Here is a 25,526-nt window from a genome sequence, read left to right on the forward strand (position 1 = left end):
TATATAGTTGAGGAGGAACAAAAGATGAATGAAACATATGATTTTATAGTGGTTGGAGGCGGCAGCGCGGGTTCAGTACTCGGCGATCGTTTAAGTGAAGAAGGCAGCAAAAAGGTGCTGGTGCTGGAAGCGGGGCGCAGTGATTATTCGTGGGACTTGTTGATACAAATGCCGGCAGCCCTGCCATTTCCTGCGGGCAACAAACTTTATGACTGGAAATACGAATCGGATCCTGAGCCACATATGAATGGGCGCCGCATCAAGCACGCGCGGGGCAAGGTGCTCGGAGGATCGAGTTCGATCAACGGCATGATTTACCAACGCGGAAATCCATTGGATTATGAGCGGTGGGGAGCGGATACGGGAATGGAGACGTGGAATTTCGCACATTGCCTTCCATATTTCAAGCGTTTGGAAACGGCACTGGCCTCGCCGGATGACGATTTGCGCGGCCATGACGGGCCAATCAAATTGGAACGCGGACCAGCCACAAACCCTTTGTTTCAAGCATTCTTTAATTCGGGTGTAGAGGCGGGGTACTCACGGACTCCTGACGTTAACGGTTTTCGCCAGGAAGGATTCGGCCCATTTGATAAGCATGTCTACAAAGGCAGACGCCTGTCAGCTTCCCGTGCATACCTGCATCCGGCTATGACGCGCCAAAACCTGACAGTGAAGACACGTGCTTTCGTGGCCAGCATCGACTTTGAAGGAACGCGCGCCAAAGGGGTGACGTACAGCCAAAACGGGAAGATGCATCAGGTCAACGCAGGCGAAGTCATACTTTCAGGCGGTGCCATCAATACACCGCAGCTTCTTCAATTGTCAGGCGTGGGAGATGCCAAACACCTTCGCTCACTCGGCATTGAACCGGTAGTGGACCTTCCGGGTGTGGGAGAAAACCTGCAGGACCACCTGGAAGTTTACATTCAGCATTCTTGTCCGCTGCCTGTTTCCCAACAACCCAGCTTAAGCAAAGCACGCATGCCCTGGATCGGGCTGCAGTGGCTGATGTCACGCACCGGACCGGCAGCGACCAACCATTTTGAAGGCGGAGGTTTCGTCCGTTCGAACGAAGACGTGAAGTACCCGAATTTGATGTTCCACTTTCTGCCGGTAGCTGTCCGCTACGATGGACAAAAAGCGGAAACGAAACACGGATTCCAGGTCCATGTCGGGCCGATGTATTCGGACGCCCGCGGGTCATTGAAAATCACTTCAAAAGATCCAAAAGTGTATCCAAGCATGGTTTATAACTACCTTTCCACAGAACAGGACCGTCGCGAATGGGTTGAAGCGATCCGCGTTTCCCGGAAAATCATGTCACAACCCGCGATGTCCGCTTATAATTCCGGAGAAATCTCGCCTGGTGCTGCTGTAAGCACAGACGAAGAAATCCTGGAATGGGTAGCGAATGATGCCGAGACGGCACTTCATCCGTCCTGCACGGCGAAAATGGGACCCGCATCGGATCCGATGGCTGTCGTGGATCCGCTGACGATGAAAGTCCACGGACTGGACAATGTCCGTGTGGCCGATGCTTCCGCGATGCCTTACGTTACGAACGGCAATATCCATGCACCTGTGCTGATGCTCGCCGAAAAAGCGGCTGACCTCATCCTGGAACGGGCTCCGTTGGCACCTGTCCATGCCGATTTCTATCGCCATGGCGTGCATCCGGCTGATGCAGGAACAATAAGCAAATAATCCGTTCAATTAAGAAGGCTTCTTTCACAAGGTGTGCGCGCAATAAAGCGTGCAGTTGTGACGGAAGCCTTCTTATATAGTATGTAAGAGAGATTTCTGCAGAGGGGGCGGCTGATTTTGCGCGGGTTGGCGTTCCGCGATGTCCTTTTGAAAGCGGTCCGCCGGCCACCTGTGCTATCATATAGGAAGATGAATATGGTTTGGATACAGGAGGTTTTCATTTGGATAACAATGATATATTGATCCGGCTGCGCTATGCGCTGGATATTAAGAACAACGATATGGTGGAGATCTTTAAGCTGGGCGGCATTCAGCTGACGAAGGAAGATGTGCAGAAGGTGCTGACAAAGACGCCGGAACGCGATGAAGACGAAGACGACAGCATCTTCACAGCCACTGCCAACGACGATTATATGCCGGTGGACAATGCGATGCTGGAGTCGTTCCTGAACGGCTTCATCATCCATAAGCGCGGACGCAAGGAAGGCGAGACAGGCACGCCGCCGCTGACGAATGAACCGTCGAAGAACCTGTTGCTGAAGAAAGTGAAGATTGCGCTCCAATTGACGAGCGAGGATATGCTCGAAATCCTGCAGCTTGCCGGAGTGAACGTTTCGAAGAGTGAGCTGAGTGGCCTGCTGCGCAAGCAGGGCCATAAAAATTACAGCCTGTGCGGCGACCGCTATGCCCGCAATTTCCTGAAGGGTCTCGCCATCAAGTACAGAAAATAAGTTGAACCGGCCGCATCTTTTGGTGCGGTTTTTGTTATGGGGAATAAGGGCGTTAAAACGCCTGAAATACCGTCCAAGAGGGATCACAAGTGAGCGGATTGATTTTGTGCATTAGAAAAGGAGAGAAATCTGACCAAAACAAACCATTCCTGTCCGGATGCAGCGGCGTGCTAAACTGGAAACAACTTGGCAAAAAAGGCGGGACTGACATGATTTCATTAAGCATTCTGGATTATTCGCCGATTGACGAAGGGGCGACGGCAGGTGAAGCGCTCCAGCAGACAACAGAGCTCGCGCAATTGGCGGAGCAGCTCGGCTATAAACGATTTTGGGTGGCGGAGCATCACCAGGTATTTTCGGTAGCCGGCAGTTCACCGGAAATGCTGATGATGCACCTCGCCGGCGCGACAAAAAAGATTCGCATCGGTTCTGGCGGCGTCATGCTGCCGCATTACAGTGCCTATAAAGTAGCGGAGAATTTCCGGCTGCTGGAAGCACTGCATCCCGGTCGCATCGATCTGGGCATCGGCCGTTCGCGCAGCTACCGTTTGGTCAACAAAGCATTGAACGAGTCGAAAGGGATTGCGGTTTCCTATGAGCAGCAGATCACCGATATCCAAAAATATTTTACAGATGATACGGAATCGACTCACCGTTTCCAGCAATTGCGTGCCACCCCGGTGAGCGGCACGGCGCCGGAAATGTGGGTGCTCGGCACAGGGGAAGGCAGTGTGAAAGTGGCAGCGGAAGCGGGTGCAGCTTATGCCTATGCGCATTTCGCGAAACCATTGAAATCGAGCGCAAAACTGATCGAAGCTTATAAGGATAAATTTCAGCCATCCCGGTTGCTGGCCCAGCCGACAACGATGCTTTGTGTTTTTGCAGTGGTTGCAGACACGGAAGAAAGGGCGGAGGAGCTGGCTCAGGCATTCGACCTGTGGCTGCTGTTCGTCGAGTCGGATACACCGCCGCCTTATTACCCGTCAGTTGAAACAGCCCGGAAGCGCGGCTTCAGCGCAAGTGAGCGGGAAAGGGTCGAGCGCAACCGGAAGCGCATGCTGATCGGTACGGCCGAACAGGTAAAACGGCAGATTGAAGAGCTTGCAGAAGCCTATCAGGCCGATGAGGTTCTGGTCATCCCGAATGTCGCCGGTGCGGAAAGCCGGATGAAAGGGATCCGCTTGCTGGCGGAAGCATTCGGATTGTAAAGCTGTAAGGAAAGTCCCGGAAGAGCGCTTCTTCGCTCCCGGGGCTTTTTTTGTGTCCTGCCCATGGAACATTCCTGTAGAAAAAGAAAATAGTGGGAATTTATTATACTGGAATACCAATATTTCTTGTGAAATCGGAGACGTTTTTTCTGTAATCCCTATTCTAATCTAAACAATCTCCATATAAAGCACTAATACTAGGAGGTGGAATTATTCAGTAAAAACAGAATAACAAGAAAATACCGTTAAATGCCTTTCGCTTTTCACATGTATACGCTATAATTAGAAAAAATACCCTAGGGGGAAACAACATGGCGAAGAAAAAGTTAAGCGTTTTCATGATGTCGGCAGCTGCAGCATTGGTATTGGCAGCTTGCGGTGGAGAAGAAGAAACATCTGACGGCGGTTCTGGTGAAGGCGGAGAAACTGAAGGCCTTGAATCGAATATCGTCACGATTGCGACAGGCGGAGCATCAGGCCCTTATAACATTATTGGCACAACTCTTGCAGATACTTACAGCAATACATACGACGTCAACTCCCGTACGCAGACAACCGGTGCTTCGGTTGAAAACGTCAACCTGATCAAGGAAGACAAAATCGAAATGGCATTCACGATGAGTGATGTAGTCAGCCAGGCGGTTGAAGGAACAGAAGGCTTTGATGAGCCGACGGATAAAATCAGCCAAATTGCGGCTCTTTACCCGAACTATGTTCAGATTGTAACAACTGCAGATTCAGGAATAGAAACATTTGAAGACCTGCGCGGCAAGCGCATCGCAGTAGGCGATCAGAACTCAGGTGTCGAAGTGAATGCACGCACCCTGCTCGAAGGACACGGCATCACATATGACGACATCGAAGTGGATTATCTTGGTTACGCGGAAGCTGCAGACGGCCTGCGCGCCGGTCAAATCGATGCCGCTTTCCTGACAAGCGGATTGCCGAACGCATCTCTTTTGGAACTTTCCCAATCACTTGATATCCGCATGGTTTCCATTGACCCGACAGATGTTGAAAACATTGCCGAAGATAAATCCTATTTCATAGCTATGGAAATTCCAGCGGACACTTATGGCAACGAAGAGGCAATTCCGACAGCAGCAATCATGAACGCTTTGGTTGTCAAATCGGACATGAGCGAAGATGACGTTTACAAGCTGACAAAAACTTTCTTTGAAAATCTCGATACTTTGGAGAATTCCCACCAGGCAGCTTCAGATATTTCACTTGAAGCCGCTCAGGAAGGGCTTGTAGCGCCGCTTCACCCTGGAGCCGAACGTTATTACAGTGAACAATAAGGTTTTATTGGGGGGAGCATGCTTGACGGTGCTCCTTTTTTTCCTGCTGTTCAGGCTGCCCGTGATCCACTTTGATTTCGGCGAAGAACAATATTTTCTGACAGAAGACGAATTCACTTTGAAGTGGATTCACTCCGTCGAAAAAGAGGAATGGCTCGAAATGTATGAACGGGACGGAGACCGGCTGCTCCTTACCGAAACGGTCTTCAAGACTTTCGGTGCGGGCGTACCGTCAGACGGAGAAATCATTTCCGCAGAAGATGGCTTTGTACATATGCGCATCAACCGTCATCTGCCGGAAATGAACCTGACTGTCTCAGAAAATGCACAGACAACGATAATGACTGAAAACAAAACGATTCCGCTGTATGAGCTGACTGACGATTACGAGTTCGTCTCCATCTCCATTCAGCGGATTCCTATTTGGCAGTATATTGGAGGGAAGAAGTTATGAACAAAGACAACAGAGACCTGAACATTGAAAGTGTTTCGGCGTATGACGAAGACAAGAACCTGAACCAGGAACTTCTGGAAAAATACGACGCCGATGCGAAGGTCCGAAAATTCAAGAACCGCAAGCTGGTATTCCTCGTTGCAGCGATTGCCATTGCGTATTCCCTGTTCCACTTATATGTTACATTCAACCCGCTTCCTGCCCTCCAGGCAAGGTCGATTCACGTAGCAGTCGGGATGGGCCTGATATTCCTGGTTTATCCGACTTTCAAGAAACAGGATCGCACGAAAATTCCATTCTATGACTGGATTCTTTTTGTTCTCAGTTTATCGACTGCAGGCTATATCATTTATGAATACAACGCGATTATGACAACTCGCGGCGGCATTCCGAATAATATGGATATCATTATGGCGGTCTTGACGGTATTGCTTGTGCTGGAAGGGGCGCGCCGCATCACCGGCTGGATTCTGCCGATTCTGGCATTGATCTTCCTGGCCTATCCGTTCTTCAGTTATAACCTATGGGTGCCAGACATGTTAATGACCCGCCAATTTGACCTTGGTGATATTTTTGGTCAATTGTACTTGAAGACGGAAGGCCTTTATTCGACGGCCATATCTGCTTCTTTGCAATTCATCTTCCTGTTCATCCTGTTCGGCGCATTCCTGGCCAAATCAGGCATGGGCCAATTATTCAATGATCTGGCAATGGCTCTTGCCGGCAGCAAGCAGGGCGGGCCTGCCAAAGTGGCGGTCATTTCCAGCGGATTCATGGGAAGCATCAACGGTTCGGCCATTGCAAACGTAGTGGGAACCGGCGCATTCACAATTCCGCTGATGAAAAAAATCGGATACAATAAAAACTTTGCCGGCGCGGTCGAAGCGAGTGCCTCGGTGGGCGGCCAGATTTTGCCGCCGATCATGGGGGCATCCGCTTTCATCATGGCCGAAACCACAGGCATCGCGTATGGCACCATTGCGCTCGCGGCGATGATACCGGCCATCCTTTACTTCCTGGGCGTTATCATGCAGGTGCATTTCCGTGCCGGCAAGCGCAATCTGAAAGGGATTCCGAAAGCAGACCTTCCGGAAACAAAGAAAGTGTTGATGGAAAAAGGCCACCTTCTGCTTCCAATCGTCGGACTGGTGTTCATGCTTTACACCGGCTTGCCGATTGCGCAGGCTGCCTTTTATACAATCGTTCTGACCGTTGTTGTCGCGGCCATCCGCAAATCGACGCGCATGGGCTTTAAAGATATTTTGGAGGCACTTGAAAACGGTGCACGCCAGTCTTTATCCGTTATGATTGCCTGTGCGGTCGTCGGCATCATCATCGGAGTTGTCAGCCTGACGAGCTTCGGTACAGTCATGACTTCAGCCATCACTGCGTTTGGCGCAGGATCATTGTTCTGGACGCTGTTCCTGACAATGATTGCATCCATCGTTCTTGGCATGGGCTTGCCATCTATCCCTGCCTACATCATCACTGCAACCATGACGGCGCCGGCGCTTGCTGAATTCGGCATTCCGGTATTGGTTGCGCATCTATTCGTATTCTATTTTGGTATTTTTGCCAACATCACACCTCCGGTTGCGCTCGCCGCATTCGCCGGGGCGGGGATTTCGGGGGGAGACCCGATGAGGACAGGCTTCAACGCATTGAAACTGTCGATTGCCGGATTCATCATCCCGTATCTCTTTGTTTACAATCCGGCGATGCTGCTCATTGAAACTGAAGGAATTGCAACAAATGCCAGGGAGTTTGAGTTCCCGCCGGTACTGGAAGTGCTGCTGATCACCATTACTGCAATCATCGGCATCATCGCTTTGAGCGCGGCGGTGGAAGGGTATTTCAAAACCCGGATGAACGTCGTCACTTCAATTCTGCTTGGCGCAGGTGCGTTGCTACTGATATTCCCTGAAAACTTCACCGATGTTATCGGGATGATAGTTGTGCTTGGCATCTTCGCCATGAATTATTTGAAGAACAAAAGAGAGAATTATGCTGCAGTTTTATCTGGTTGAATCTGACCAAAAAATAACAGGGGGCAAGCCTTTCGGGGCCTGCCTCCTGTTATTTATTTCCCGGGAAATTACCGGGAAAAAGGTCTACTGAAACGAAAAACCCGCGGCACCAATTGCCGCGGGAAAAGGTTGGATTATGGGAATGACAATTCGTCTTCCGTCACCCATTTGTGATTTGTGATATTTTCGCCGTCCAGGCTGTCGTAATCGACCATATAGACGGTGGTGTCTTCGGCTGAGACGATTTCCGCTTCAGCATCCTGCATGCCTGACATATGGTCAGTGTTCAACATTACTGTATCGCCGGGCTGCAATGGATCAGTGCCCGCGTCTTTCAACTCTTCGTGGATGACCCATTTATGGTTTTCGACCGGATCTCCGCCACCGACCCGGGTATAACTGACAGCATAGACTGTTGTATCGTAGGCACCGATGATGGTTGCTTCCGCTCCTTGCATGCCATCCATATGGTCGGCATTGATGATTACGGTGCTGCCCGGCTCATAGGTCGGGGATTCAGCTTCCATCAGCCCTTCCGGAACATCGCCGGAACCGGAATGATCCATGCCATCGTGGTCTCCGGCATCACTGCCGCTTTCACTTGTTTCAACCGGCTTATCCATTGTGTCCGGGTCAACGGTCACATCTTCGTTGCCGCAGCCGGCCAAAGCGAATGCCAAAGTCAGTGAAACAGCAGCAGTCATCAATTTATTTTTGGTCATCTGAGTTCCTCTTTTCCTGTTGGTTTTAATTATCATACAGGGAATGTGGCAGTTGTGTACAGAGTGCCATCTTTTCGACAAGCCTCATGGATAAAAAATGCACAGGTTTTCGGTATAATGAAAAGCAGGGACCAGGTTAGACAAATGAAAGGCAGGGATTATACATGAAATTGAAACTTTTCGCCGTTGCACTGACTGCAGGTTTTATTGCCGCAGGGTGCAGTGACGGTTCAGAAAATGAAGCAACGGAAAATACAGCGCCGCCGGAGCAGGAAACGGGCAGTGAAAATTCTGCGCAAGAGGATTTTTTGGTGCCGTTTGACGGATCGCTGATGCATGTTCACGGAATTGGCTATATCGGGAATGAGGAAGGATTGTATTTCGCCTCCCACACAGGCCTGAAAGTTTACCGCGATGGCAATTGGTTGGAGACAGATGGCCAATTCCATGATTATATGGGCTTTAATGCAGTGGACGAAGGGTTCTACACCTCCGGACATCCGGACATGTCGGATCTGGAGTCGGAGCTCCCGAACCCGATCGGTATCCAGCGCAGCACCGATGGCGGCCGTTCACTTGAGGAGCTTGGCTTTGCCGGGGAGACTGACTTTCACCTGATGGCGGCCGGTTACCGGAGCCACGATTTGTTCGTCATGAACCCTGAGGCAAACTCGGAAATGGAAGCAGGCTTTTACTTCAGTGAAGACGCAGGGGAAAGTTGGAAGCAACTTGACCCGGAAGGCATTGAAGGCGAGCTGATGGCATTGGCGATTCACCCGGACGATTCACAGCTGATGGCTGCGGCAAGTGCTGAAGGGATTTTCCTGTCAGAAGATGGCGGGGCGACATTCGAGCGGCTGACAGACGAAGGCGAGTTTGGAACGGCGGTACACTTCACGGAAAATGAATTGTACTTCGCGACGCATGGCGTGGAGGCGGCGATGAAATCCTATAGCCTGGAAAACGGAGAGGCTGAGCCGCTCCAACTGCCGGAGCTGAACGAAGACGGAGCAATTTACATTGCGGTCGATCCGGAAAACGATGAAGAAATTGTATTTTACACAGTGCAGGGTGATACCTATATTTCCGAAGATGGCGGAGCATCGTGGGATGAAATTGTTGACGAGGGGCAGATCCAATAACAGTCATTCAATCGGCCCGACCCGGTTGGGCAGCTGCCTCTTTTTGAGAAACACGCATAAATAAGAACAAATTCCCCTGCCGGAAAATTTCGGCAGGGGAATTTTTTTATCTAAAATCATTCTGGAAAATATGGCTGCGCTAACCGCGTCTATCCTCTTCGAGCTCCCGCATCCGTTCCCGGAATTCTTCCGTACCGATTTCACCCCGGGCATAGCGTTCTCTGAGCGTTTCGACTGACCTGTTTTTCGATTGGGGCGGGTTGTTGTCCGAGTTGTTTCTGCGGCTGCCGCTCACAATCATCCAAATGGCGAGTGCCAGAATAAGCAAAAAGACAATAATTACTAATGTCATGCCCAACCACATCCCTGAATTCCCATCCCAGTTTGAACCATAATGCCACATTGCATTCACCTCCTATATTTTGTTACGGATTTTCCAGCCATTGAAATCACATATCCTGAAAACGGCTTTTATATATTCCTATCAGTATACAGTAAAATAGACTGAATATTCTATTTATTTAGACAAAACACATCATTAAACGTTTTCCGATATCAGAGGTTTGAGCGGAGGTGGCCCGGTCTCTTTTCTCAGGTGTTTTTCTGTCGCCGCTCTTTCAGTTCCTCTAAGTTCCGGCGGTATTCCGATTCGGAAATTTCCCCACGGGCGAAGCGGTCTTCCAGCCGTGCTTCCTCTGTTGTCGGCGGCATCGAATCCACCCCTTTGGTTTTTCGCCCTTTTCTTGCAGCATAGATGGCGACGGCAATGGCTGCAATTGCCACCACTACGACGAGAACTGTTGTGTACATATCCATTTCAATCACACTCCTTAAGGTTTTTTGCTTCAGCTAACTTTAATCAGTACCCTCTCGGGGAACCTGGCGCCAATCAGGACGTAGCCCATCCTCCTGCTGCACTCAATAAAACCGATCACCACAGCAAATATGCACCGGCATGTGAAGGGGGAGGTTGTGCCTGTTTCTTTATACACAGTATACCCTTAAATAGTCAGATTATTATAATAAAAGTGAATTTCCAACAAAATTCTATCAAAAAGGAAGATTCCTCCGGTAATTCCGTGATGCAGGGGAAGCGTCCGGTGGGAATAGACAGGGGAAGGCTGAAAAAATGTCTGCCAGGTACCGACAGAGCCAATTCCAGTAAAATGCAAAAAAACCCCTCCTGGTCCAGGAGGGGGTGTGGACTGAAAATATAGATTAAGCGATTTGTTTGCAGGCTTCTGCGCATTTGAAGCAAGCTTCCGCACAGCGCTGGCAATGGTCGTGGTCATGTTTTTTGCATTCATTGCCGCAGGCTTCGCACATTTGTGCACATACCTGGGCCAATTTTCCGATAAACGGTGAATTGCGGGTAATCGACTGCTCGAGAAACGCGCACATATCTGCGCATTCACGGTCCAGCCGGATGCAACCGGCCATCATTTGGATGTCATCTTCCTTCAGGCAGGCATCGTAACAATGGTTGCATTCAACCATGCAATCGTGCAAAACCTTCAATAATTCTGTGTGTTGTTCATGTACCATATTAAAACCTCCAGTTTCAGATTTATTAGACTCATAATTCCAGTTTTTCCTGTTAGACTGAAGATTAAACACATAATGATTGATTTTTCTGATTTCCATCGGAAATAAAAGCATTTACCGGTGGTCCGGCCGATGTTCCAGCTCTTTCAGTTGGCGGCGGTAATCTTCTTCGCTGATTTCGCCCCGGTCGTATCGGTCCTGCAGTCTGTGTGCATCGTTGTTCGGCGGCAGGGCATCGACTTTTTGGGAACCCTGATTATTCTTGGCCATGAAAAACCAGTAAATGGTCAGCACAACGACGAGCAACACGCCGAGTCCCATCAAAAGACCGAGCGGTAACGGGATACCAGCGATGAGAATGGCATTCATGTTTTCACTCTCCTTCATGGAATGTCTTTGTTCTACTTGTGTAGTTCCCTCTTCTTTGCATCCATAAGCCCCTACTTACAGGAAAGTCAGGAATTTATTTAAACAGCTACTCCTCTTTAACATTTGAAAAAGTATTACAAAAACCTATAATTATCTGTATCAACAGAATGACAGATCCGGTTTTCCAGCCAAAGGAAAAAAGACTAGTGAAACTAATCTACCCAAAGAAGGTGCCCCAATGACTCGAATGCTGATAGAAAACATCCGGCTGGTCCGGAGGGACGGCAAGTTGGCAGAAGGCGCGATTCTGATTGAAGGCGGCGGGATTGCCGCGGTTTCGATGGCGCCATTCGCCGATTACACCGGTGACCGCTTTGACGGCGGCGGATCCGTCGCGATGCCGGGCTTTATTGACATCCATATCCACGGTGCCCGTGGAGCGGATTTCATGGACGACGACCCTGTTGCGGCCGGGACGATTTCAGCCGCGCTGCCGGCGGAAGGCACGACGGCATTTCTCGCGACCACGCTGACGCAATCGCCCGAACGAATTGCCCGGGCGATACGCCATGGCCGGAATTTCATGAATGAAAGCCGGGCGAAAGGAGCGGAGATGCTCGGTTTTCACCTCGAAGGCCCCTTCATCCACCCGGACCAGGCGGGGGCGCAGCCTTCCGCGTATATATGCGAACCGTCGATGGCGCAACTGCGGGACTGGTTCGGCGAAACGCTGGCCGATTTAAAGGTCATCACAATGGCGCCTGAACAGGATCAGGATTTTCACGTCATCCGCGAACTCGCGAAACGCGACGTCATTGTTTCAGGCGGCCACACGACAGCGGATTACGCGACGATCAACGGAGCGCAGGCCGCCGGGCTGACACATCTGACCCATTTCGCCAATGCGATGCGCGGCCTGCACCACCGCGAAATCGGGGTGGTCGGGGCCGGTATGCTGAACCGGGAGCTGTTCTGCGAAATCATCGCAGACGGCATTCACTTGTCGCCCGATATGCTGAAGCTGGTATTGCAGGTGATCGGACCGGAGCGTTTGCTGCTCATCACCGATTCGATGCGCGCCAAAGGGCTGCCGGACGGTTCCTACACGCTCGGCGACCAGGAAGTGACAGTTGCCGGACCCGAAGCGGTGCTCGCGGACGGCAAGCTTGCCGGCAGCGTCCTGAAGATGAATGAGGGACTGCGGCAACTGCGGCAGGCGGCTGGCATTTCGTGGACTGACGCCATCAAACTGTCGTCCGAAAATGCGGCCCGCCGCCTCGGTGTCTGGGACCGCAAAGGCAGCCTGGAGCGCGGTAAAGACGCCGATATCGTGCTGGTGACAGAAGATTTCAGCGTACGACATACCTTTTGCAGAGGAAGGATGAGTTTTGCTCATGATCAAACCGAAGATATTCCAGTGGATTGAAGTCTCAAGCTACGAGCAGATGAGCGGGATCGCGGCGACGATTTTCATTGATCAATTGCTGGCGAAACCGGACAGTGTCCTCGGCCTTGCCACCGGCGGAAGCCCACTCGGCTTTTACAAAGAGCTGGTGCGGCACCACCAGGCAGGGGAGTTTTCGTTCGCCCGGGCAACCACATTCAATCTCGATGAATACGTCGGCAAAGGTCCTGGGGATGCCACGAGCTACCACGAATTCATGTACCGGAATTTATTCCGCCACATCGACCTGGCAGAAAACAGGCGCCATGTGCCGAATGGGCTTGCCCCGGATTTGGCGAAAGAATGCGAGCGCTACGAACGGCTGATCGCCGAAAGCGGCGGCATCGATCTGCAGCTGCTGGGCATCGGGGTAAACGGCCATATCGGTTTCAATGAACCCGGCACCCCCTTTGACTCCCGTACGCATGTCGTCGAATTGGAGGAAGCGACGCGCAGTTCGAACGCCCGCTTTTTCGACAGAAAAGAAGACATCCCGGAAAAAGCGATAACGATGGGGGTCGAAACCATCATGGACGCCCGTAAAATCGTGCTGCTGGCCTTCGGGGACAATAAAATGGAAGCGGTGCGGCGTCTGGAGAACTGTACCGTTACGGAAGAGTTTCCGGCCAGCATCCTGCGCAAACACCCGCATGTTAGGGTGATATACGGAAGATGATGAAGGAAACGGCGCAGCATGTGCAGCTGTCCGGGTAATAAAACAGGATCTTTTCGGTAACAGGCTTCCCCCGCACAGCAATCCGCGGGGGATTTTTTGTGTGGAAATTTGAGGTTGATCGTACAGCTTGAAAATGGAGCTGCCACTTTGGCGCCAATTTGCAGAAAAGGCGCATCTGACACATCAGATTTCTATAAAAAACGATGGATTATCCCGTTGTGATGCGCTCCAATGCCGACTATTTTCCCAAGCAGAAAAGCATCAGATAAGTACGCTGGATTTTATTCATGGAAAATTGCATGCAGAAATATTACAAATAGGTAAAATTTATTAAATTATCAAATAACGATCATTTTGGGTCCGCTGTTTAGTATAATGAAATTGATTCACAAACTAAGCAGAAGGAGCTGAAAGAATGTCAATGTATAGGAAATTGGCGATGGTGCTGGTGGCACTGGTTTTGACTTTAAGCGGTTTGTTTACAGGCGGAGCAGCAGGTGCGGCGAAACCGGATAAGGCGGATAAGCTGAAGCCGATCGACGTATCACTCCGGATTATGGGCACGACGGATTTGCATACGAATTTCATGAATTATGATTATTACCAGGATAAAGTGTCCAATGAGCTGGGGCTTGCGAAGACGGGTGTGTTAATAGAAGAAGCCCGTTCTGAAAACCCGAATAACCTGTTACTTGATAACGGAGATGTCATTCAGGGGACACCGTTCGGGGCTTATAAAGTGTCTGTGGATCCGCTGGAGGAAGGCGAATTGCACCCGGCATACGCGGCGCTGGAGTCGCTGGATTTCGATGCCTCGACACTCGGCAACCACGAATTCAACTTCGGTTTGGACTATTTGGATGAAGTGTTGGACGATGCTCCTTTCCCGGTCCTGAACGCAAATGTTCTGGATGCGGCAACAGGGGAGAATAAGTACCAGCCTTATACCGTGATCGACAAGGAAGTTGTCGATAGAATGGGCAGAACACGTACGCTGCAAGTGGGCGTGATCGGTGTGGTTGCCCCGAAAATCATGCAATGGGACCGTACGCATCTTGAAGGCAAAGTCATTGCGGAAGATGCGGTGCAGTCAGTGGAGAAATTCATCCCGGAAATGAAAGCGGAAGGAGCGGATGTCATCGTCGTTCTTTCGCATTCAGGAATCGGTGATGCAACGCACGAAATCGGTGAAGAAGATGTAACCTACCAGATTTCCCAGGTCGAAGGCGTGGATGCCATCATCACCGGCCACGACCATGATGTATTCCCGGGCGCATACGGCGATTTGCCGAATGTCGACCAGGAACAGGGCACAATCAACGGCACACCGGTTGTCATGGCCGGTAATTTTGGCAGCCATCTCGGCGTCATTGATTTGACATTGAGCCCGCGCGGCAACGGCAAGCGCTGGGTGGTGACTTCCGAGAAAGCGGAACTGCGCGAAATCGATTCAACAACGGACGAAGTTGCTGAAGAGGTAGTCGAAGCGGTGAAAGAAGCGCACGAAGGCACAATCGAATACGTCAACACACCGGTGGCTGTAACGACGGCGCCGATCAACAGTTATTTCGCGTTGGTGAATGACGATCCATCCATTCAATTGGTGAATAACGCACAAACCTGGTATGTCGAGCAGCAGGTGGCCGGTACGGCGAACGAAGGCCTGCCGATTCTGTCAGCTGCGGCACCATTCAAAGCGGGCGGCCGCAACGGGGGCGACTATTACACCAATATTGAAGCCGGCCAGATCGCCATCAAAAACGTCGCTGACCTCTATGTCTATGACAATACGACATTCGCTCTGAAATTGACGGGCTCCGATATTCAGGAATGGCTGGAAATGTCAGCTGGCCAATTCAATCAGGTTGACCCGAACGCCACTGGCGAGCAGCAATTGATCAACAATGATTTCCGTACGTACAACTTCGATGTCATCGACGGTGTGACGTATGAAATTGATGTAACGGAGCCTGCCAAATACGATACAGGCGGCAATGTGATCAATGAGGGCGCGAACCGCATCAAGAACCTGTCGTATGCGGGCCAGCCGATCGACCCGAACCAGGAATTCCTGGTGGCAACCAATAATTACCGGGCAAGCGGCAATTTCCCGGGAGTCGTGGATGCCACAGAAGTGATCGACTATGCTTATGAAAATCGCCAAGTGGTCATTGACTACCTGGAAGAGCTGGAAACAATCGATCCTTCAGCGGATGATAACTGGAACTTTGCGCCGATTGCCGGCGACCAGTCAATCGTCTTCGAAACTTCCGACAACGCGCGTGACATGATTCCGGCAGACAGCGGCATCACGTATATCGCGCCGACGGTCAACGGATTTGCCAAGTACGGAATTGCGATAGACTAATAAAACTTGAGTTTGTGGCCCATCCGCGGTTTGCGGGTGGGCTTTTTGATGTGTTTGTGGAGTTTAGTTAACGTATAGGCTGATTTGCTTCACATTTAGCGAAAGATTGCTAGAAAAAGAAGGATTGCTAGCCGCTTTGGCGCTCCGGAGAGTGCTCCCGCAACAAGCCTGGCTGGAGTGATGCCAGTCTTGTTGCTTCGCCCACTCCATAGCCGCGCCTTTGCTGGGGGTGGGGGTTGAGAGGAGGAGAGTTGAAGGGAGATAGTGGTTCTATTTTTACTTTTGCTCTTATTATTTTTGCCTCTGCACCTTCTATTTAGAGTGATGCATTCTTAACTTATGATTTTGAGAAGGTATCTTACGGTTTGTCGTTTCTATCTTACATTTTCACAGTTTTATCTTACAGTTTGCGCTTCTTATCTTTCGATTCTCAAATATGCCACTTTCTCCAACTGTTCACAAGATCGGTTTGAAGCAGCTGGCGCACGCCAGCTGCCTGGGGCGGCGCGCCGCCCGATCAATACAGTTCTTTTTCATTTGTCTTACGGTTTCTGTTTTTTATCTTACGGTTTGGTGTTTTTATCTTACGGTTTAAAACTTTTATCTTACGATTTCACTTTTTTATCAAACGATTGCTGGCAAAAGGAGGGGTGATAGCCGCTTTGGCGCTCCGGAGAAGGCTCCCGCAACAAGCCTGGCTGGAGTGATGCCAGTCTTGTTGCTTCGCCCACTCCATAGCCGCGCCTTTGCTGGGGTTGGGGGTGGAGAGGAGGAGAGTTGGAAGAAGAAACAGTTCTGGAAGTAGGTTGTTTTCGAGTTTATTTCTTCGGTACCTTCTATCTTAAAGAAGATTGAAGTTTGAAGGGCTTGATTTGAAGCAGCTGGCGCACGCCAGCTGCCTGGGGCGGCGCGCCGCCCGATCAATACAGTTCATTTTCATTTGTCTTACGGTTTCTGTTTTTTATCTTACGGTTTGGTGTTTTTATCTTACGGTTTAAAACTTTTATCTTACGATTTCACTTTTTTATCTAACGAGTGCTGGCAAAAGAAGGGGTGATAGCCGCTTTGGCGCTCCGGAGAAGGCTCCCGCAACAAGCCTGGCTGGAGTGATGCCAGGCTTGTTGCTTCGCCCACTCCATAGCCGCGCCTTTGCTGGGGGTGGGGGTTGAGAGGAGGAGAGTTGAAGGGAGATAGTGGTTCTATTTTTACTTTTGCTCTTATTATTTTTGCCTCTGCACCTTCTATTTAGAGTGATGCATTCTTAACTTATGATTTTGAGAAGGTATCTTACGGTTTGTCGTTTCTATCTTACATTTTCACAGTTTTATCTTACAGTTTGCGCTTCTTATCTTTCGATTCTCAAATATGCCACTTTCTCCAACTGTTCACAAGATCGGTTTGAAGCAGCTGGCGCACGCCAGCTGCCTGGGGCGGCGCGCCGCCCGATCAATACAGTTCTTTTTCATTTGTCTTACGGTTTCTGTTTTTTATCTTACGGTTTGGTGTTTTTATCTTACGGTTTAAAACTTTTATCTTACGATTTCACTTTTTTATCTAACGAGTGCTGAATCCGCTTCCGAAAGCAGCGAGATCAAAACCATCAGATCAAGCGCTTGGAAGCGATTGATCTGGCGGCGTGGATACCGCTTGCCGCGGCGCCGATTGTGCCGCCGCCTGGGAAAACGTGGTCTCCGCAGACATAAAGGCCGGAAATGCCGGAACGATGCGAGATGGCATTGAACAGCGCTGAATCCAGGGTCTGGGGGAAGCCGCCGACAAAGCCGTTCGGTCTGCCGGTGAAACGCTCCCATGCTTTGGGCGCTCCTGTTTCCAGGTGGACAATCGAGTCGCGGAAACCGGGGATCTGCTGTTCGATTGCCTGGAGCATCCGCTCACTTAAGGTTTCTCTGGCTGTGTCGTACTTTTCTTGTGTGTCCCAATGCCCGGCTTTGGAATGGGTGGAAATTGTCACGGTTTGAAAGCCGGCCGGTGCCCGCAACACATCGCCGGGAAGCGAGGCAGACATGAAAAAGTGAGCGCCTTCCGCCATGCCGTCGCCTGTTGAAATTTGCCGGAAGGGAGGCAGCGGCTGAGACAATTTACTGGAATCGACCGCAATATACAACGTCAGGGTCGTCCACGTTTCACCCTTTGCCCCTTCCAGGAGGGGCTTTTTCAATTGGCGTGTGAGTTCCGGCGGCAGCATGCCCGGAAGCAAATGGATTGGAGCATTGACGATGACGGCATCGGCCTCGTATTTATTGCCGCGGTGATCGGATGCGGTCCAGCCTTTTCCGCTGCGCGCCAGTTGCGTGACGGTGCGGCGTTTTTTCAGCACACCGCCATTTTCCTTTAGACTGTCGCCCATTAGTTCGGCAAAGCGATACAATCCGCCGGGCACGTAAAAGGCGCCTTCATGGTAGATGTCGAGTGCAACTGCTGCGAGTAAATAAGAAACATCATCGCTGCCGGTCTGCATGCTGTCGATCAGCAGCCCGTCCAGCATATGGCGGAACGCTGTGAGTTCGCTAAGGCCGTGACGCTTCAGGCGATCGCCCAGCGTCTTGTTGAAATGGGGCAACAGTTTGGAGTGAATCGGCCGGATGGCGCCGGCTAATGCTGCCCATTCCTTCGCCGTCTGCGGCGGCAGTGCAGGCAGCGGATCCATCATTGTGCGGACGATTGAAGCAGTAGCGTAGATTTCCCGGTAAAAGGCACGGATCTTTGATTCGTATGCAGGAAAGTGGCTGATGATGGCATCGACATGCTGTTTACGGTCTTTCAGAAAAATAAATGAATGGTCAGGGTGGATCATTTCCATGACGGTTTCCAGCGGCTCAATCGGCAAGGGCTTTTCGAGGAAGCGGAAAACGCGTTCATGGATGCCGCCGCTTTCGAGGCCCATGCCGAGCGTCGCGCCGGCAGGAAACAGGAATTTATGGCGTTTGAATTTCCCGGCGCAGCCTCCCAGTTCAGAAGATGCTTCGAGAAGGGTAACGCGGTCCCCATTTTTAGCCAGCAGGGCAGCAGCGGTCAATCCGCCGATGCCGGCGCCAATCACTAAGACATTTTGCGGCATGTCCAACCCTCCTCCGAAATTTTATTTATTCCACAAAAAATTGAAAGGCTTTCTTCAGCCCAAAGCCGGGTGGCCAATCTATTAACTAACGTACCATAGTTCCTGAGGGTGAGAAAATTTGGGGGGGAAATTAGCTTGCCGAGAAACGATATTCCATATTCTCACATCTTCCCAATTATGCTACGCTGAAGCTAATAATGGAGGGGATTGGGATGTTTACGTATAAAATAGATGAGGAAGTATCGCTGAAATTATTGGAGGAGAAAGACGCGGAGCGGTTGTTCGGGCTGACGGACGGTTCACGCGCGTATTTGAAGGAATGGCTGCCGTGGCTCGATTACACGAAAACGGTGGAGGATTCCCGGGATTTTATTCGCATGAGCCGCAAGAATTTTGCGGAAAATAAAACCTTGAATGCGGCGATCGTCTATAAAGGCGAAATTGTCGGGATGGCCGGATTTAACGAGCTGGGCTGGGCCAATAAAACGGCGAAGATCGGTTACTGGCTGGGGCAGGAGTATCAGGGTCACGGCATCATGACACGCGTGGCAGAGGCGCTGACGGAAATTTCGTTTGGCCATTTCGGCATGAACCGCACGGAAATCCGCGTGGCGACCGGCAACCGGAAGAGCCGCGGCATTCCCGAACGGCTCGGGTACACGGAAGAAGGCACGCTGCGCCAGGTGGAATGGCTGTATGACCATTTTGTCGATCACATTGTATACGGGATGCTGGCATCGGAGTGGAAGCTGTAATTTATGCCCCAGCAGGCAGTTTAAAAAGACATCAGATTCGAATGCATCGTGCTGAATTTGGCTGCCCTCAAGAGGCATCGAAAATTATAGTTTATTTTTCCCTGCCTTTGCGGTTATCATGTTAGATAGAAGAAACATTAACTTACAGCATGGAGGAAACGAAATGAAATTTTTAGTAATCGGGATTGTCACGGCTGCGATCAGCCTGTTGCTCGGCTATTTCCTGGAAGACTGGGACATGGCGTTCTATATTGCGGGTGCACTCGGAATCATCGGCATCATTTGGGGCGTCCTGTTTTCCGGCGTACTCAAAGGCTCCAGCGGCATGGAACGCATGACCAGCTCAGAGCGCCGCAAGGAAAGCGCTGCACGCAACGCGAGATTGCGGAACGGCTTCCTGTTTGCATTGCCGAACCTGCTGGCTGCCCTTGCAGCTTTGTGGATTTTTTAATCCCCACCAGTAAAACGGCCATCACTCCCATCCGGGCGTGATGGCCATTTTTAGAATAATAACAGCCCATACCAAGCACTTCGCCGTGGAGGTTAGAGGGAGAACGGTATGTGCGCTCAAAAAGCCAGAATGTTTCATTGACAGAAAAAAGGGAATACTTTTGGAACATAATTTTTTTCGGCTTTGGCATAGCCGCAATTTTTCACTAAGCGAAGGAGGGCATCCGATGTTGGGATATTACAGCAAGCTGTCAACGGAAGTCTATGGAGTCGATAAGCCGGTCGGATCGTCATTCGGCGATGTGGAGTTTTACATGGAGCGGTTGGATGGCGTGACGGGACGCATTTTGGAGCCGGCAACCGGGACAGGGCGTATGCTCGTGCCTTTGTTTGAACATAATTTCGTGGTGGATGGCTTTGACAGTTCGAAGGATATGCTGAAGGTGTGCAGAAAGAATTGCGAACAGCGGGGATTGCAGCCGAATCTGTTCGAGGCGGATATGGAGACTTTCGATTTAAATACAGAGTACGAAGCCATCATCATCCCGGCAGGAACGTTCCTGTTGCTGCATGAACGGCAAGCGTCGCTGAAAGCGCTGAAGAATTTCCACAGGCACTTGAAACCTGGCGGCAAGCTGATAGTCGATCTGTATTTGCCGACGGACAGCGAGGTCGGCCATTCGACGCTGCGCTCGTGGGAAATTGAGGGAGGCGGAGTCATCACGCTGGAGACGACGATCAATGAGATCGATCATATCAACCAGTTCAGTGTGGCGCACAATCGCTACGAGAAGTGGAGACGCGGGAAACTGCTGGATACGGAGCTGGAACGCTTCGCGATGCGCTGGTATGGTGTCGAGGAATTCCGGACCATCCTTGAGAATCACGGCTTCCGGGACATTGTGATTTCCGCGGATTACGCGTACGGAAAATACCCGGATTCGCCGAAACAGAGCATAACGTTTGAAGCGTTTGCGGAGAAGTGAAAGTAAACGAAAAGAAAAAGCCTGGAAAATTCTCCAGGCTTTTTTGTGCGCCTATTTCGCTGCCGTTTCTTCATCTTCCCGGTATTCCAGAATGTCCCCGGGCTGGCAGTCGAGCGCTTTGCAGATGGCCTCAAGGGTCGAAAAGCGAATCGCTTTCGCTTTGCCGTTTTTCAGGATGGACAGGTTGGCCATCGTAATGCCGACCCGTTCCGTAAGTTCCGTCACGCTCATTTTCCGCTTTGCCAACATCACATCAATATTGATAATAATCGCCATTATCGTCACCTCAGACCGTTAAATCATTTTCAGATTTTATTTCAATCGCATTCTCTAAAAGTTTCTGCAGCACTGCCGCAAAGACAGCGATGACAATCGCACCGAATGTGATGACCATGCCAAGCCCGCCAAGGCCGGGGGCGTCATCGACTTCCGCCATGTACATGATGAGCGGCAGGCACAGGATATAGAGGCCCGTGATCGTCAGCGCGCAATACTTGATGTTTTTCAGCGCTTTCACCGACAGCGCGGAAAAAGCGATGTTCCTGTCGATGTAACTCAGGAGCTTCAACGACTGGTACAGCGCGATGAAATAGGCGATGGCCGTTGCATAGAGGGCAATCATGAAAATCCAGCGCAGGAACGCCCACTGCGGAAGCAATTCGCCCGCAAACGCACTGAGCGGCGGCACGACAAATATGCAGATTGCCAATACCGGCAGTGCCATCAGCACGATGACGATTTTCAGAAAGATGGTTTCCCGTTTCATATCCAGCACCCCGTTTACAATTTGTTTAATTGAAGATACCACATTTTTTATCGATTATCAATAAATAATTGTTGAATAGGAATTGGTTAAGTGGAATATAAGACAAGGGGAAGAATAAGGAATGGCACCCTGGTGTGAAAGCATTGAATAAAAAAGCTTTTTCATAAGCAAGGGGTTTGTTTAATTTAGAGTCTGGAATTTATTTCAGTCCTGTGCTTTCTTGAAAAGACTCCATATGATGGCAGCTAATAACAAACCTAATAACAGCCATGAAATTAAGACAAAAGGAATTCCTGAATACCCTTTTCCAAGTACGTATATCTGCAATACACAGAAAAATAGACCGTATACGATCACTAGGACAGGTATGAATCTCCGGTAATTTTTATTCTTCATAAATAGATAAAGCCCTATTGTTAAAGCAATGATTGATAAAACAAATAAAGGAAGGGACCAGGAAAGCTCAAATATACGCAAGTTCAATCTAATTCCTCCAGATTAAATAAAGTGGCATCTCTCCAAGTTTACAAGGTTTGCTGAATATTAATGGTAAAATAAATACAGGGTTTGCACAGAACAGGGATATTTTGTAAAGGGGGCATATTATGAAAAAATTGATTATTCTGATTGGCGGAGTACTTATTATATTTATTTTTTTCTTCTTTGATAACCCTCCTGAAAGCGAACCATATATAGAGGGGTATGTCGTGGAAGCAGACTTTAATAGACTTTTAGTTGTTAATGGTATAACTGAAGAACAAGCGAAAAGTATGACTTTGAAAGAAGTCGTGACCCTTGCGAACGTAGAAGCGGTTTGGGTTAGCAAGTATAACTTTTTCCAATTCAGAGAAGGACAGAAAGTAAGAGTTTGGGTAGGAGGAACTGTAGCAGAGTCCTTTCCGGCACAAGCAAAAGCAGATTATATAGAGGTAATCCGTAATTGAGTTCATATATTTTATTAATAAAAGTTATTATTTTCTTGACCAGAGGATTGATATATAGCTATTGAAAATAGTACAGAAGGGAAAGCTCAGTTCACTGAACTGAGCTTTTTTAAATCTATCAGGCTTTCTTTTTGTTACGCTGAATATGCGGCTTGGCGGCCAAGTAGCCAGCAAGCCGCATGCACAGCACGGAAATTGCGAAAATGATCGACTTGCCGCTAATGTGCATCTCTTCTGCAAAAGTTTTAAATTTTCTTTGAATTACACCATACTGAAAAAGAGAGGCAACACGAAAATCGCGATAATAAGCAACACACCCAATTGCCCATCCATTTTTTTCTGGAAGAATTCAAAGCGGTCTTCAAGTTTTTGCATAATGTACATCATCCCTAAGAAAATAACCATATAAATAAAATAGGCTGCCATGCGATTCGAACTGAATAACGGATCAATCACGAAGAAAAAAATCGCAAATATTATCATGACCAGAATCAGGTTAATGATGGTGCCGATCTTCATAAATAATTCGCCTCACTTCCGGTTCAGATCAACCGCGTCCCAAATCAGGAACTTCAATTTCTCTTCGTCAATGTCGTCCGCTTTGCGTAATCGGACGTGGCGCATTTTCTTGCCGTCGCCCTCGAGTATCCCGTTGCGGTCATCGAGTTCAGTGCCCCGGTAAAAGCCGAAATTGACATGGCTCTTCGCGGACTGCATATAGCACACGAGCCCTTCTTTCGAATAGCTAGGTTTCGACCATTTGATGTGTTCCTCAATTTCCGGATACGCTTCAAACACTACCGTTCTCAAGCGTTTGACGATGTCCTGCACCGGTTCGCCCAGCCCGTCGATAAATTCGTCCACTTGCGGATCCAATTTGCTGTTCAAACTTGCCGCCCCCTTTTGAATCTATTATGATACTTATTATACCGGTAATAATTGACTAATTGGGGAAATTTTCAGAACTCTTTGAACCGAAATTATAGTACATACAGTGTAAGGAGCAATGCGAAAGGGTATGGGACTTTTATAGACTAAGAAACCATGCTTTTTTTAATTGCAAAGAAAATCTGGAGTGAAAAATAATGAATTTCAACGCGCAAAATTTCGGACAGATTTTAAGGTATCTGCGGAGGCATGCCGGCTTGTCGATGCTGTCTTTGGCACAGAAGCTCGGGACCTCGGCAAGCCGGATCAAAAGCTGGGAGAACGGGGATTCCGTGCCGTCCGTAAAATGGGTCGTTTCGTTAAGTGAGCTGTTCGATGTGCCTTACGAAGTGCTGCTCAATACGGATAAAGACGAAATTGTCCATTACAGCGACCAGCAATGGGATGACATCATGAACGGAGTCGGCTCCAACGATGAGAACTCAGGGGAGGAATTGTGTCTCTCTCAATTGTCGAAGATGGATTATCTCGAGAAGCTGGTGACGGTTTCGTCGGCTCTTGATGCGCAGGATCTGCTGGAACTTTATACATTGGCGAAAGTGAAAGCTGAAAAAACAGCTGACAAGCGGTGAAACGCTTGTCAGCTGTTTTTTGTCGGGAAGAAAATCCCGTGGGATGAGGCATAAGGCCTTTCAGCCGGAACCTGCGATTTAAAATTCGATTTCCCGCAAAACAATCGCCGGATTGCCGCCCACCACCGTGTTCGCCTGAACATCGTTCACCACTACGGTACCGGCAGCGACGACGGCATTGTCGCCAATGACCACGCCGGGACTGATGACGGCGCGCCCGCCGATCCACACATTATCGCCGATTGTCACCGGCTTGCCGAACTCCTTTCCGGCTGCACGTTCCCCCGGGTGCAGCGGATGAGCCGCCGTGTAGATATGAACGCCCGGACCGAGCAGGCAGTTGTCGCCAATGCGAATCTCGCACACATCGAGCAGGCACGCATCGAAATTGGCGTAGAAATTATCTCCGATGTGGATGTTGTAGCCATAATCGCAGCGGATGTTCGGCTCCACGAAATACTTGTCGCCCGTCGAACCGAGCAACTCCTTCAGCAGCAATTTCCGGTCCGTACCATCCATCTCGGAAGACTTGTTGAACAGGCGGCTCAGCCGCCGCGCGTTCAACCGCTCATTCTGCAGTGTATTGTCCGTCGGATCATACAGCTCCCCGTCCAACATCTTTTCCTTCTCGCTTTTCACCATCCATCGCCCCTTGTGTGAAATTTGTTATCGCCATTATACCAGTTTTTACTCGAATAAAATGAGGTGCTTTTACTTGAATAAAATGAGGTGCTTTTCTTAATAATGAGCCAAATTCAATGAACTGAAATTTCATCTTACGATTTTTTATGTCTATCTTACGTTTTCCGTTTTCTATCTTACGGTTTTTCATTTTTATCTTACGTTTTTGACATCCTATCTAACGGTTGAGTTTATTGTCAGCTGACTGCTGTATTTTCCACCGGGAAAAGGGGCGTGAATTCTACAAGGAGGACCCAGCTGGCATTTGGCTATATCTGGGCTGCTGAATCCAATGAACTGAAATTTCATCTTACGATTTTTTATGTCTATCTTACGTTTTCCGTTTTCTATCTTACGTTTTTTCATTTTTATCTTACGGTTGTGACATCCTATCTAACGTTTGAGTTTATTGTCAGCTGACTGCTGTATTTTCCACCGGGAAAAGGGGCGTGAATTCTACAAGGAGGACCCAGCTGGCATTTGGCTATACCTTGGCTGCTGAATCCGATGAACTGAAATTTTATCTTACGATTTTTTATGTCTATCTTACGTTTTCCGTTTTCTATCTTACGTTTTTTCATTTTTATCTTACGGTTGTGACATCCTATCTAACGTTTGAGTTTATTGTCAGCTGACTGCTGTATTTTCCAC

At 49.5% G+C, this 25,526-nt stretch carries 27 protein-coding genes; 15 read left to right on the plus strand and 12 right to left on the minus strand.

All coding sequences use genetic code 11. The features are described 5' to 3' along the window. Positions 1 to 24: 24 nt before the first annotated feature. The 6 genes from betA to DIJ65_RS00885 all read left to right on the plus strand — a co-directional run bounded on the left by betA (position 25) and on the right by DIJ65_RS00885 (position 7,428). Positions 25 to 1,707 carry a choline dehydrogenase gene (gene betA, locus DIJ65_RS00860; protein ID WP_117302145.1) on the plus strand — a complete coding sequence of 561 codons (1,683 nt, stop codon included), beginning with the start codon at positions 25 to 27 and terminating at the stop codon, positions 1,705 to 1,707. A gap of 221 nt (positions 1,708 to 1,928) precedes the next feature. Beyond that, positions 1,929 to 2,438 (plus strand): YehS family protein, encoded by a 510-nt coding sequence (locus DIJ65_RS00865; protein ID WP_117302147.1) that lies wholly within the window; start codon positions 1,929 to 1,931, stop codon positions 2,436 to 2,438. A gap of 209 nt (positions 2,439 to 2,647) precedes the next feature. Continuing rightward, entirely contained in the window at positions 2,648 to 3,646 is a 999-nt protein-coding gene (locus DIJ65_RS00870; protein ID WP_117302230.1) for an LLM class flavin-dependent oxidoreductase, read from the plus strand. A 311-nt stretch (positions 3,647 to 3,957) separates the two neighbouring features. Continuing rightward, complete coding sequence (locus DIJ65_RS00875) at positions 3,958 to 4,947, plus strand: TAXI family TRAP transporter solute-binding subunit (RefSeq protein ID WP_117302149.1); 990 nt, start codon at positions 3,958 to 3,960, stop codon at positions 4,945 to 4,947. 28 nt (positions 4,948 to 4,975) lie between these two features. After that, entirely contained in the window at positions 4,976 to 5,401 is a 426-nt protein-coding gene (locus DIJ65_RS00880) for a DUF1850 domain-containing protein (RefSeq protein ID WP_230321395.1), read from the plus strand. Beyond that, positions 5,398 to 7,428 (plus strand): TRAP transporter permease, encoded by a 2,031-nt coding sequence (locus tag DIJ65_RS00885; RefSeq protein WP_117302153.1) that lies wholly within the window; start codon positions 5,398 to 5,400, stop codon positions 7,426 to 7,428. Before DIJ65_RS00880 ends, DIJ65_RS00885 begins: the two co-directional genes overlap by 4 nt. 134 nt (positions 7,429 to 7,562) lie before the next feature. Here DIJ65_RS00885 and DIJ65_RS00890 read toward each other — a convergent pair whose 3' ends face one another. Next, positions 7,563 to 8,150, minus strand: a complete 588-nt coding sequence (locus tag DIJ65_RS00890; RefSeq protein WP_117302155.1) for a YdhK family protein — start codon at positions 8,148 to 8,150, stop codon at positions 7,563 to 7,565. A gap of 164 nt (positions 8,151 to 8,314) precedes the next feature. On the opposite strand from DIJ65_RS00890, the gene DIJ65_RS00895 reads away from it, so the two are divergent. Beyond that, a complete protein-coding gene (locus DIJ65_RS00895; RefSeq protein WP_117302157.1) occupies positions 8,315 to 9,292 on the plus strand; it encodes a F510_1955 family glycosylhydrolase in 978 nt (325 codons plus the stop codon). Positions 9,293 to 9,431: 139 nt separating this feature from the next. On the opposite strand, the gene DIJ65_RS00900 is transcribed toward DIJ65_RS00895, so the two are convergent. From DIJ65_RS00900 to DIJ65_RS00915, 4 genes are all read right to left on the minus strand, one after another. Beyond that, positions 9,432 to 9,695, minus strand: coding sequence for an SHOCT domain-containing protein (locus DIJ65_RS00900; RefSeq protein WP_117302159.1), 264 nt, complete (start codon positions 9,693 to 9,695; stop codon positions 9,432 to 9,434). 188 nt (positions 9,696 to 9,883) lie between these two features. After that, positions 9,884 to 10,108, minus strand: a complete 225-nt coding sequence (locus DIJ65_RS00905) for an SHOCT domain-containing protein (RefSeq protein ID WP_117302161.1) — start codon at positions 10,106 to 10,108, stop codon at positions 9,884 to 9,886. Positions 10,109 to 10,510: 402 nt separating this feature from the next. Continuing rightward, positions 10,511 to 10,837 (minus strand): four-helix bundle copper-binding protein, encoded by a 327-nt coding sequence (locus DIJ65_RS00910; RefSeq protein ID WP_117302163.1) that lies wholly within the window; start codon positions 10,835 to 10,837, stop codon positions 10,511 to 10,513. A gap of 114 nt (positions 10,838 to 10,951) precedes the next feature. Continuing rightward, positions 10,952 to 11,206 (minus strand): SHOCT domain-containing protein, encoded by a 255-nt coding sequence (locus DIJ65_RS00915; RefSeq protein WP_185959463.1) that lies wholly within the window; start codon positions 11,204 to 11,206, stop codon positions 10,952 to 10,954. A gap of 238 nt (positions 11,207 to 11,444) precedes the next feature. Between DIJ65_RS00915 and nagA the strand changes: the two genes are divergently transcribed. From nagA to DIJ65_RS00930, 3 genes are all read left to right on the plus strand, one after another. After that, entirely contained in the window at positions 11,445 to 12,632 is a 1,188-nt protein-coding gene (gene nagA, locus DIJ65_RS00920; RefSeq protein ID WP_117302167.1) for an N-acetylglucosamine-6-phosphate deacetylase, read from the plus strand. Continuing rightward, positions 12,601 to 13,326, plus strand: a complete 726-nt coding sequence (gene nagB / locus DIJ65_RS00925) for a glucosamine-6-phosphate deaminase (RefSeq protein ID WP_117302169.1) — start codon at positions 12,601 to 12,603, stop codon at positions 13,324 to 13,326. Before nagA ends, nagB begins: the two co-directional genes overlap by 32 nt. Before the next feature lie 415 nt (positions 13,327 to 13,741). Continuing rightward, positions 13,742 to 15,694: a bifunctional 2',3'-cyclic-nucleotide 2'-phosphodiesterase/3'-nucleotidase gene (locus DIJ65_RS00930; RefSeq protein ID WP_117302171.1), complete on the plus strand. Its 1,953-nt coding sequence runs from the start codon at positions 13,742 to 13,744 to the stop codon at positions 15,692 to 15,694. A 1,600-nt stretch (positions 15,695 to 17,294) separates the two neighbouring features. Here the strand turns inward: DIJ65_RS00930 and DIJ65_RS00935 are convergent. Continuing rightward, positions 17,295 to 18,773 carry a phytoene desaturase family protein gene (locus tag DIJ65_RS00935; RefSeq protein WP_117302173.1) on the minus strand — a complete coding sequence of 493 codons (1,479 nt, stop codon included), beginning with the start codon at positions 18,771 to 18,773 and terminating at the stop codon, positions 17,295 to 17,297. Positions 18,774 to 18,985: 212 nt separating this feature from the next. On the opposite strand from DIJ65_RS00935, the gene DIJ65_RS00940 reads away from it, so the two are divergent. From DIJ65_RS00940 to DIJ65_RS00950, 3 genes are all read left to right on the plus strand, one after another. Further along, on the plus strand, positions 18,986 to 19,528 hold the full coding sequence (locus DIJ65_RS00940; RefSeq protein WP_117302175.1) for a GNAT family N-acetyltransferase: 543 nt from the start codon (positions 18,986 to 18,988) through the stop codon (positions 19,526 to 19,528). A gap of 163 nt (positions 19,529 to 19,691) precedes the next feature. Further along, entirely contained in the window at positions 19,692 to 19,979 is a 288-nt protein-coding gene (locus DIJ65_RS00945) for a DUF5316 family protein (protein WP_117302177.1), read from the plus strand. A gap of 226 nt (positions 19,980 to 20,205) precedes the next feature. Further along, on the plus strand, positions 20,206 to 20,964 hold the full coding sequence (locus DIJ65_RS00950; RefSeq protein WP_117302179.1) for a class I SAM-dependent methyltransferase: 759 nt from the start codon (positions 20,206 to 20,208) through the stop codon (positions 20,962 to 20,964). Positions 20,965 to 21,015: 51 nt separating this feature from the next. Here DIJ65_RS00950 and DIJ65_RS00955 read toward each other — a convergent pair whose 3' ends face one another. Both DIJ65_RS00955 and DIJ65_RS00960 read right to left on the minus strand, forming a co-directional pair. Continuing rightward, positions 21,016 to 21,240, minus strand: a complete 225-nt coding sequence (locus DIJ65_RS00955) for a helix-turn-helix domain-containing protein (protein WP_117302181.1) — start codon at positions 21,238 to 21,240, stop codon at positions 21,016 to 21,018. Between the two features lie 10 nt (positions 21,241 to 21,250). Next, positions 21,251 to 21,730: a DUF2975 domain-containing protein gene (locus DIJ65_RS00960; protein ID WP_117302183.1), complete on the minus strand. Its 480-nt coding sequence runs from the start codon at positions 21,728 to 21,730 to the stop codon at positions 21,251 to 21,253. 605 nt (positions 21,731 to 22,335) lie between these two features. Here DIJ65_RS00960 and DIJ65_RS00965 point away from each other — a divergent pair. Beyond that, positions 22,336 to 22,674 carry a YobA family protein gene (locus DIJ65_RS00965; protein ID WP_117302186.1) on the plus strand — a complete coding sequence of 113 codons (339 nt, stop codon included), beginning with the start codon at positions 22,336 to 22,338 and terminating at the stop codon, positions 22,672 to 22,674. Positions 22,675 to 22,935: 261 nt separating this feature from the next. On the opposite strand, the gene DIJ65_RS00970 is transcribed toward DIJ65_RS00965, so the two are convergent. After that, positions 22,936 to 23,193, minus strand: coding sequence for a hypothetical protein (locus DIJ65_RS00970; RefSeq protein WP_117302187.1), 258 nt, complete (start codon positions 23,191 to 23,193; stop codon positions 22,936 to 22,938). Positions 23,194 to 23,205: 12 nt separating this feature from the next. Next, a complete protein-coding gene (locus DIJ65_RS00975; protein ID WP_117302188.1) occupies positions 23,206 to 23,562 on the minus strand; it encodes a DUF1801 domain-containing protein in 357 nt (118 codons plus the stop codon). 197 nt (positions 23,563 to 23,759) lie between these two features. Here DIJ65_RS00975 and DIJ65_RS00980 point away from each other — a divergent pair, with 197 nt between their 5' ends. After that, entirely contained in the window at positions 23,760 to 24,194 is a 435-nt protein-coding gene (locus DIJ65_RS00980) for a helix-turn-helix domain-containing protein (RefSeq protein ID WP_117302189.1), read from the plus strand. 78 nt (positions 24,195 to 24,272) lie between these two features. On the opposite strand, the gene DIJ65_RS00985 is transcribed toward DIJ65_RS00980, so the two are convergent. After that, a complete protein-coding gene (locus tag DIJ65_RS00985; protein WP_142836454.1) occupies positions 24,273 to 24,833 on the minus strand; it encodes a maltose acetyltransferase domain-containing protein in 561 nt (186 codons plus the stop codon). Continuing rightward, a complete protein-coding gene (locus DIJ65_RS16180) occupies positions 24,790 to 25,026 on the minus strand; it encodes a hypothetical protein (protein WP_185959464.1) in 237 nt (78 codons plus the stop codon). The genes DIJ65_RS00985 and DIJ65_RS16180 overlap by 44 nt, the downstream gene beginning before the upstream one ends. Between the last annotated feature and the right edge of the window lie 500 nt (positions 25,027 to 25,526).

It is taken from the genome of Planococcus salinarum, from assembly GCF_007004625.1.
Lineage (GTDB): Bacteria > Bacillota > Bacilli > Bacillales_A > Planococcaceae > Planococcus > Planococcus salinarum.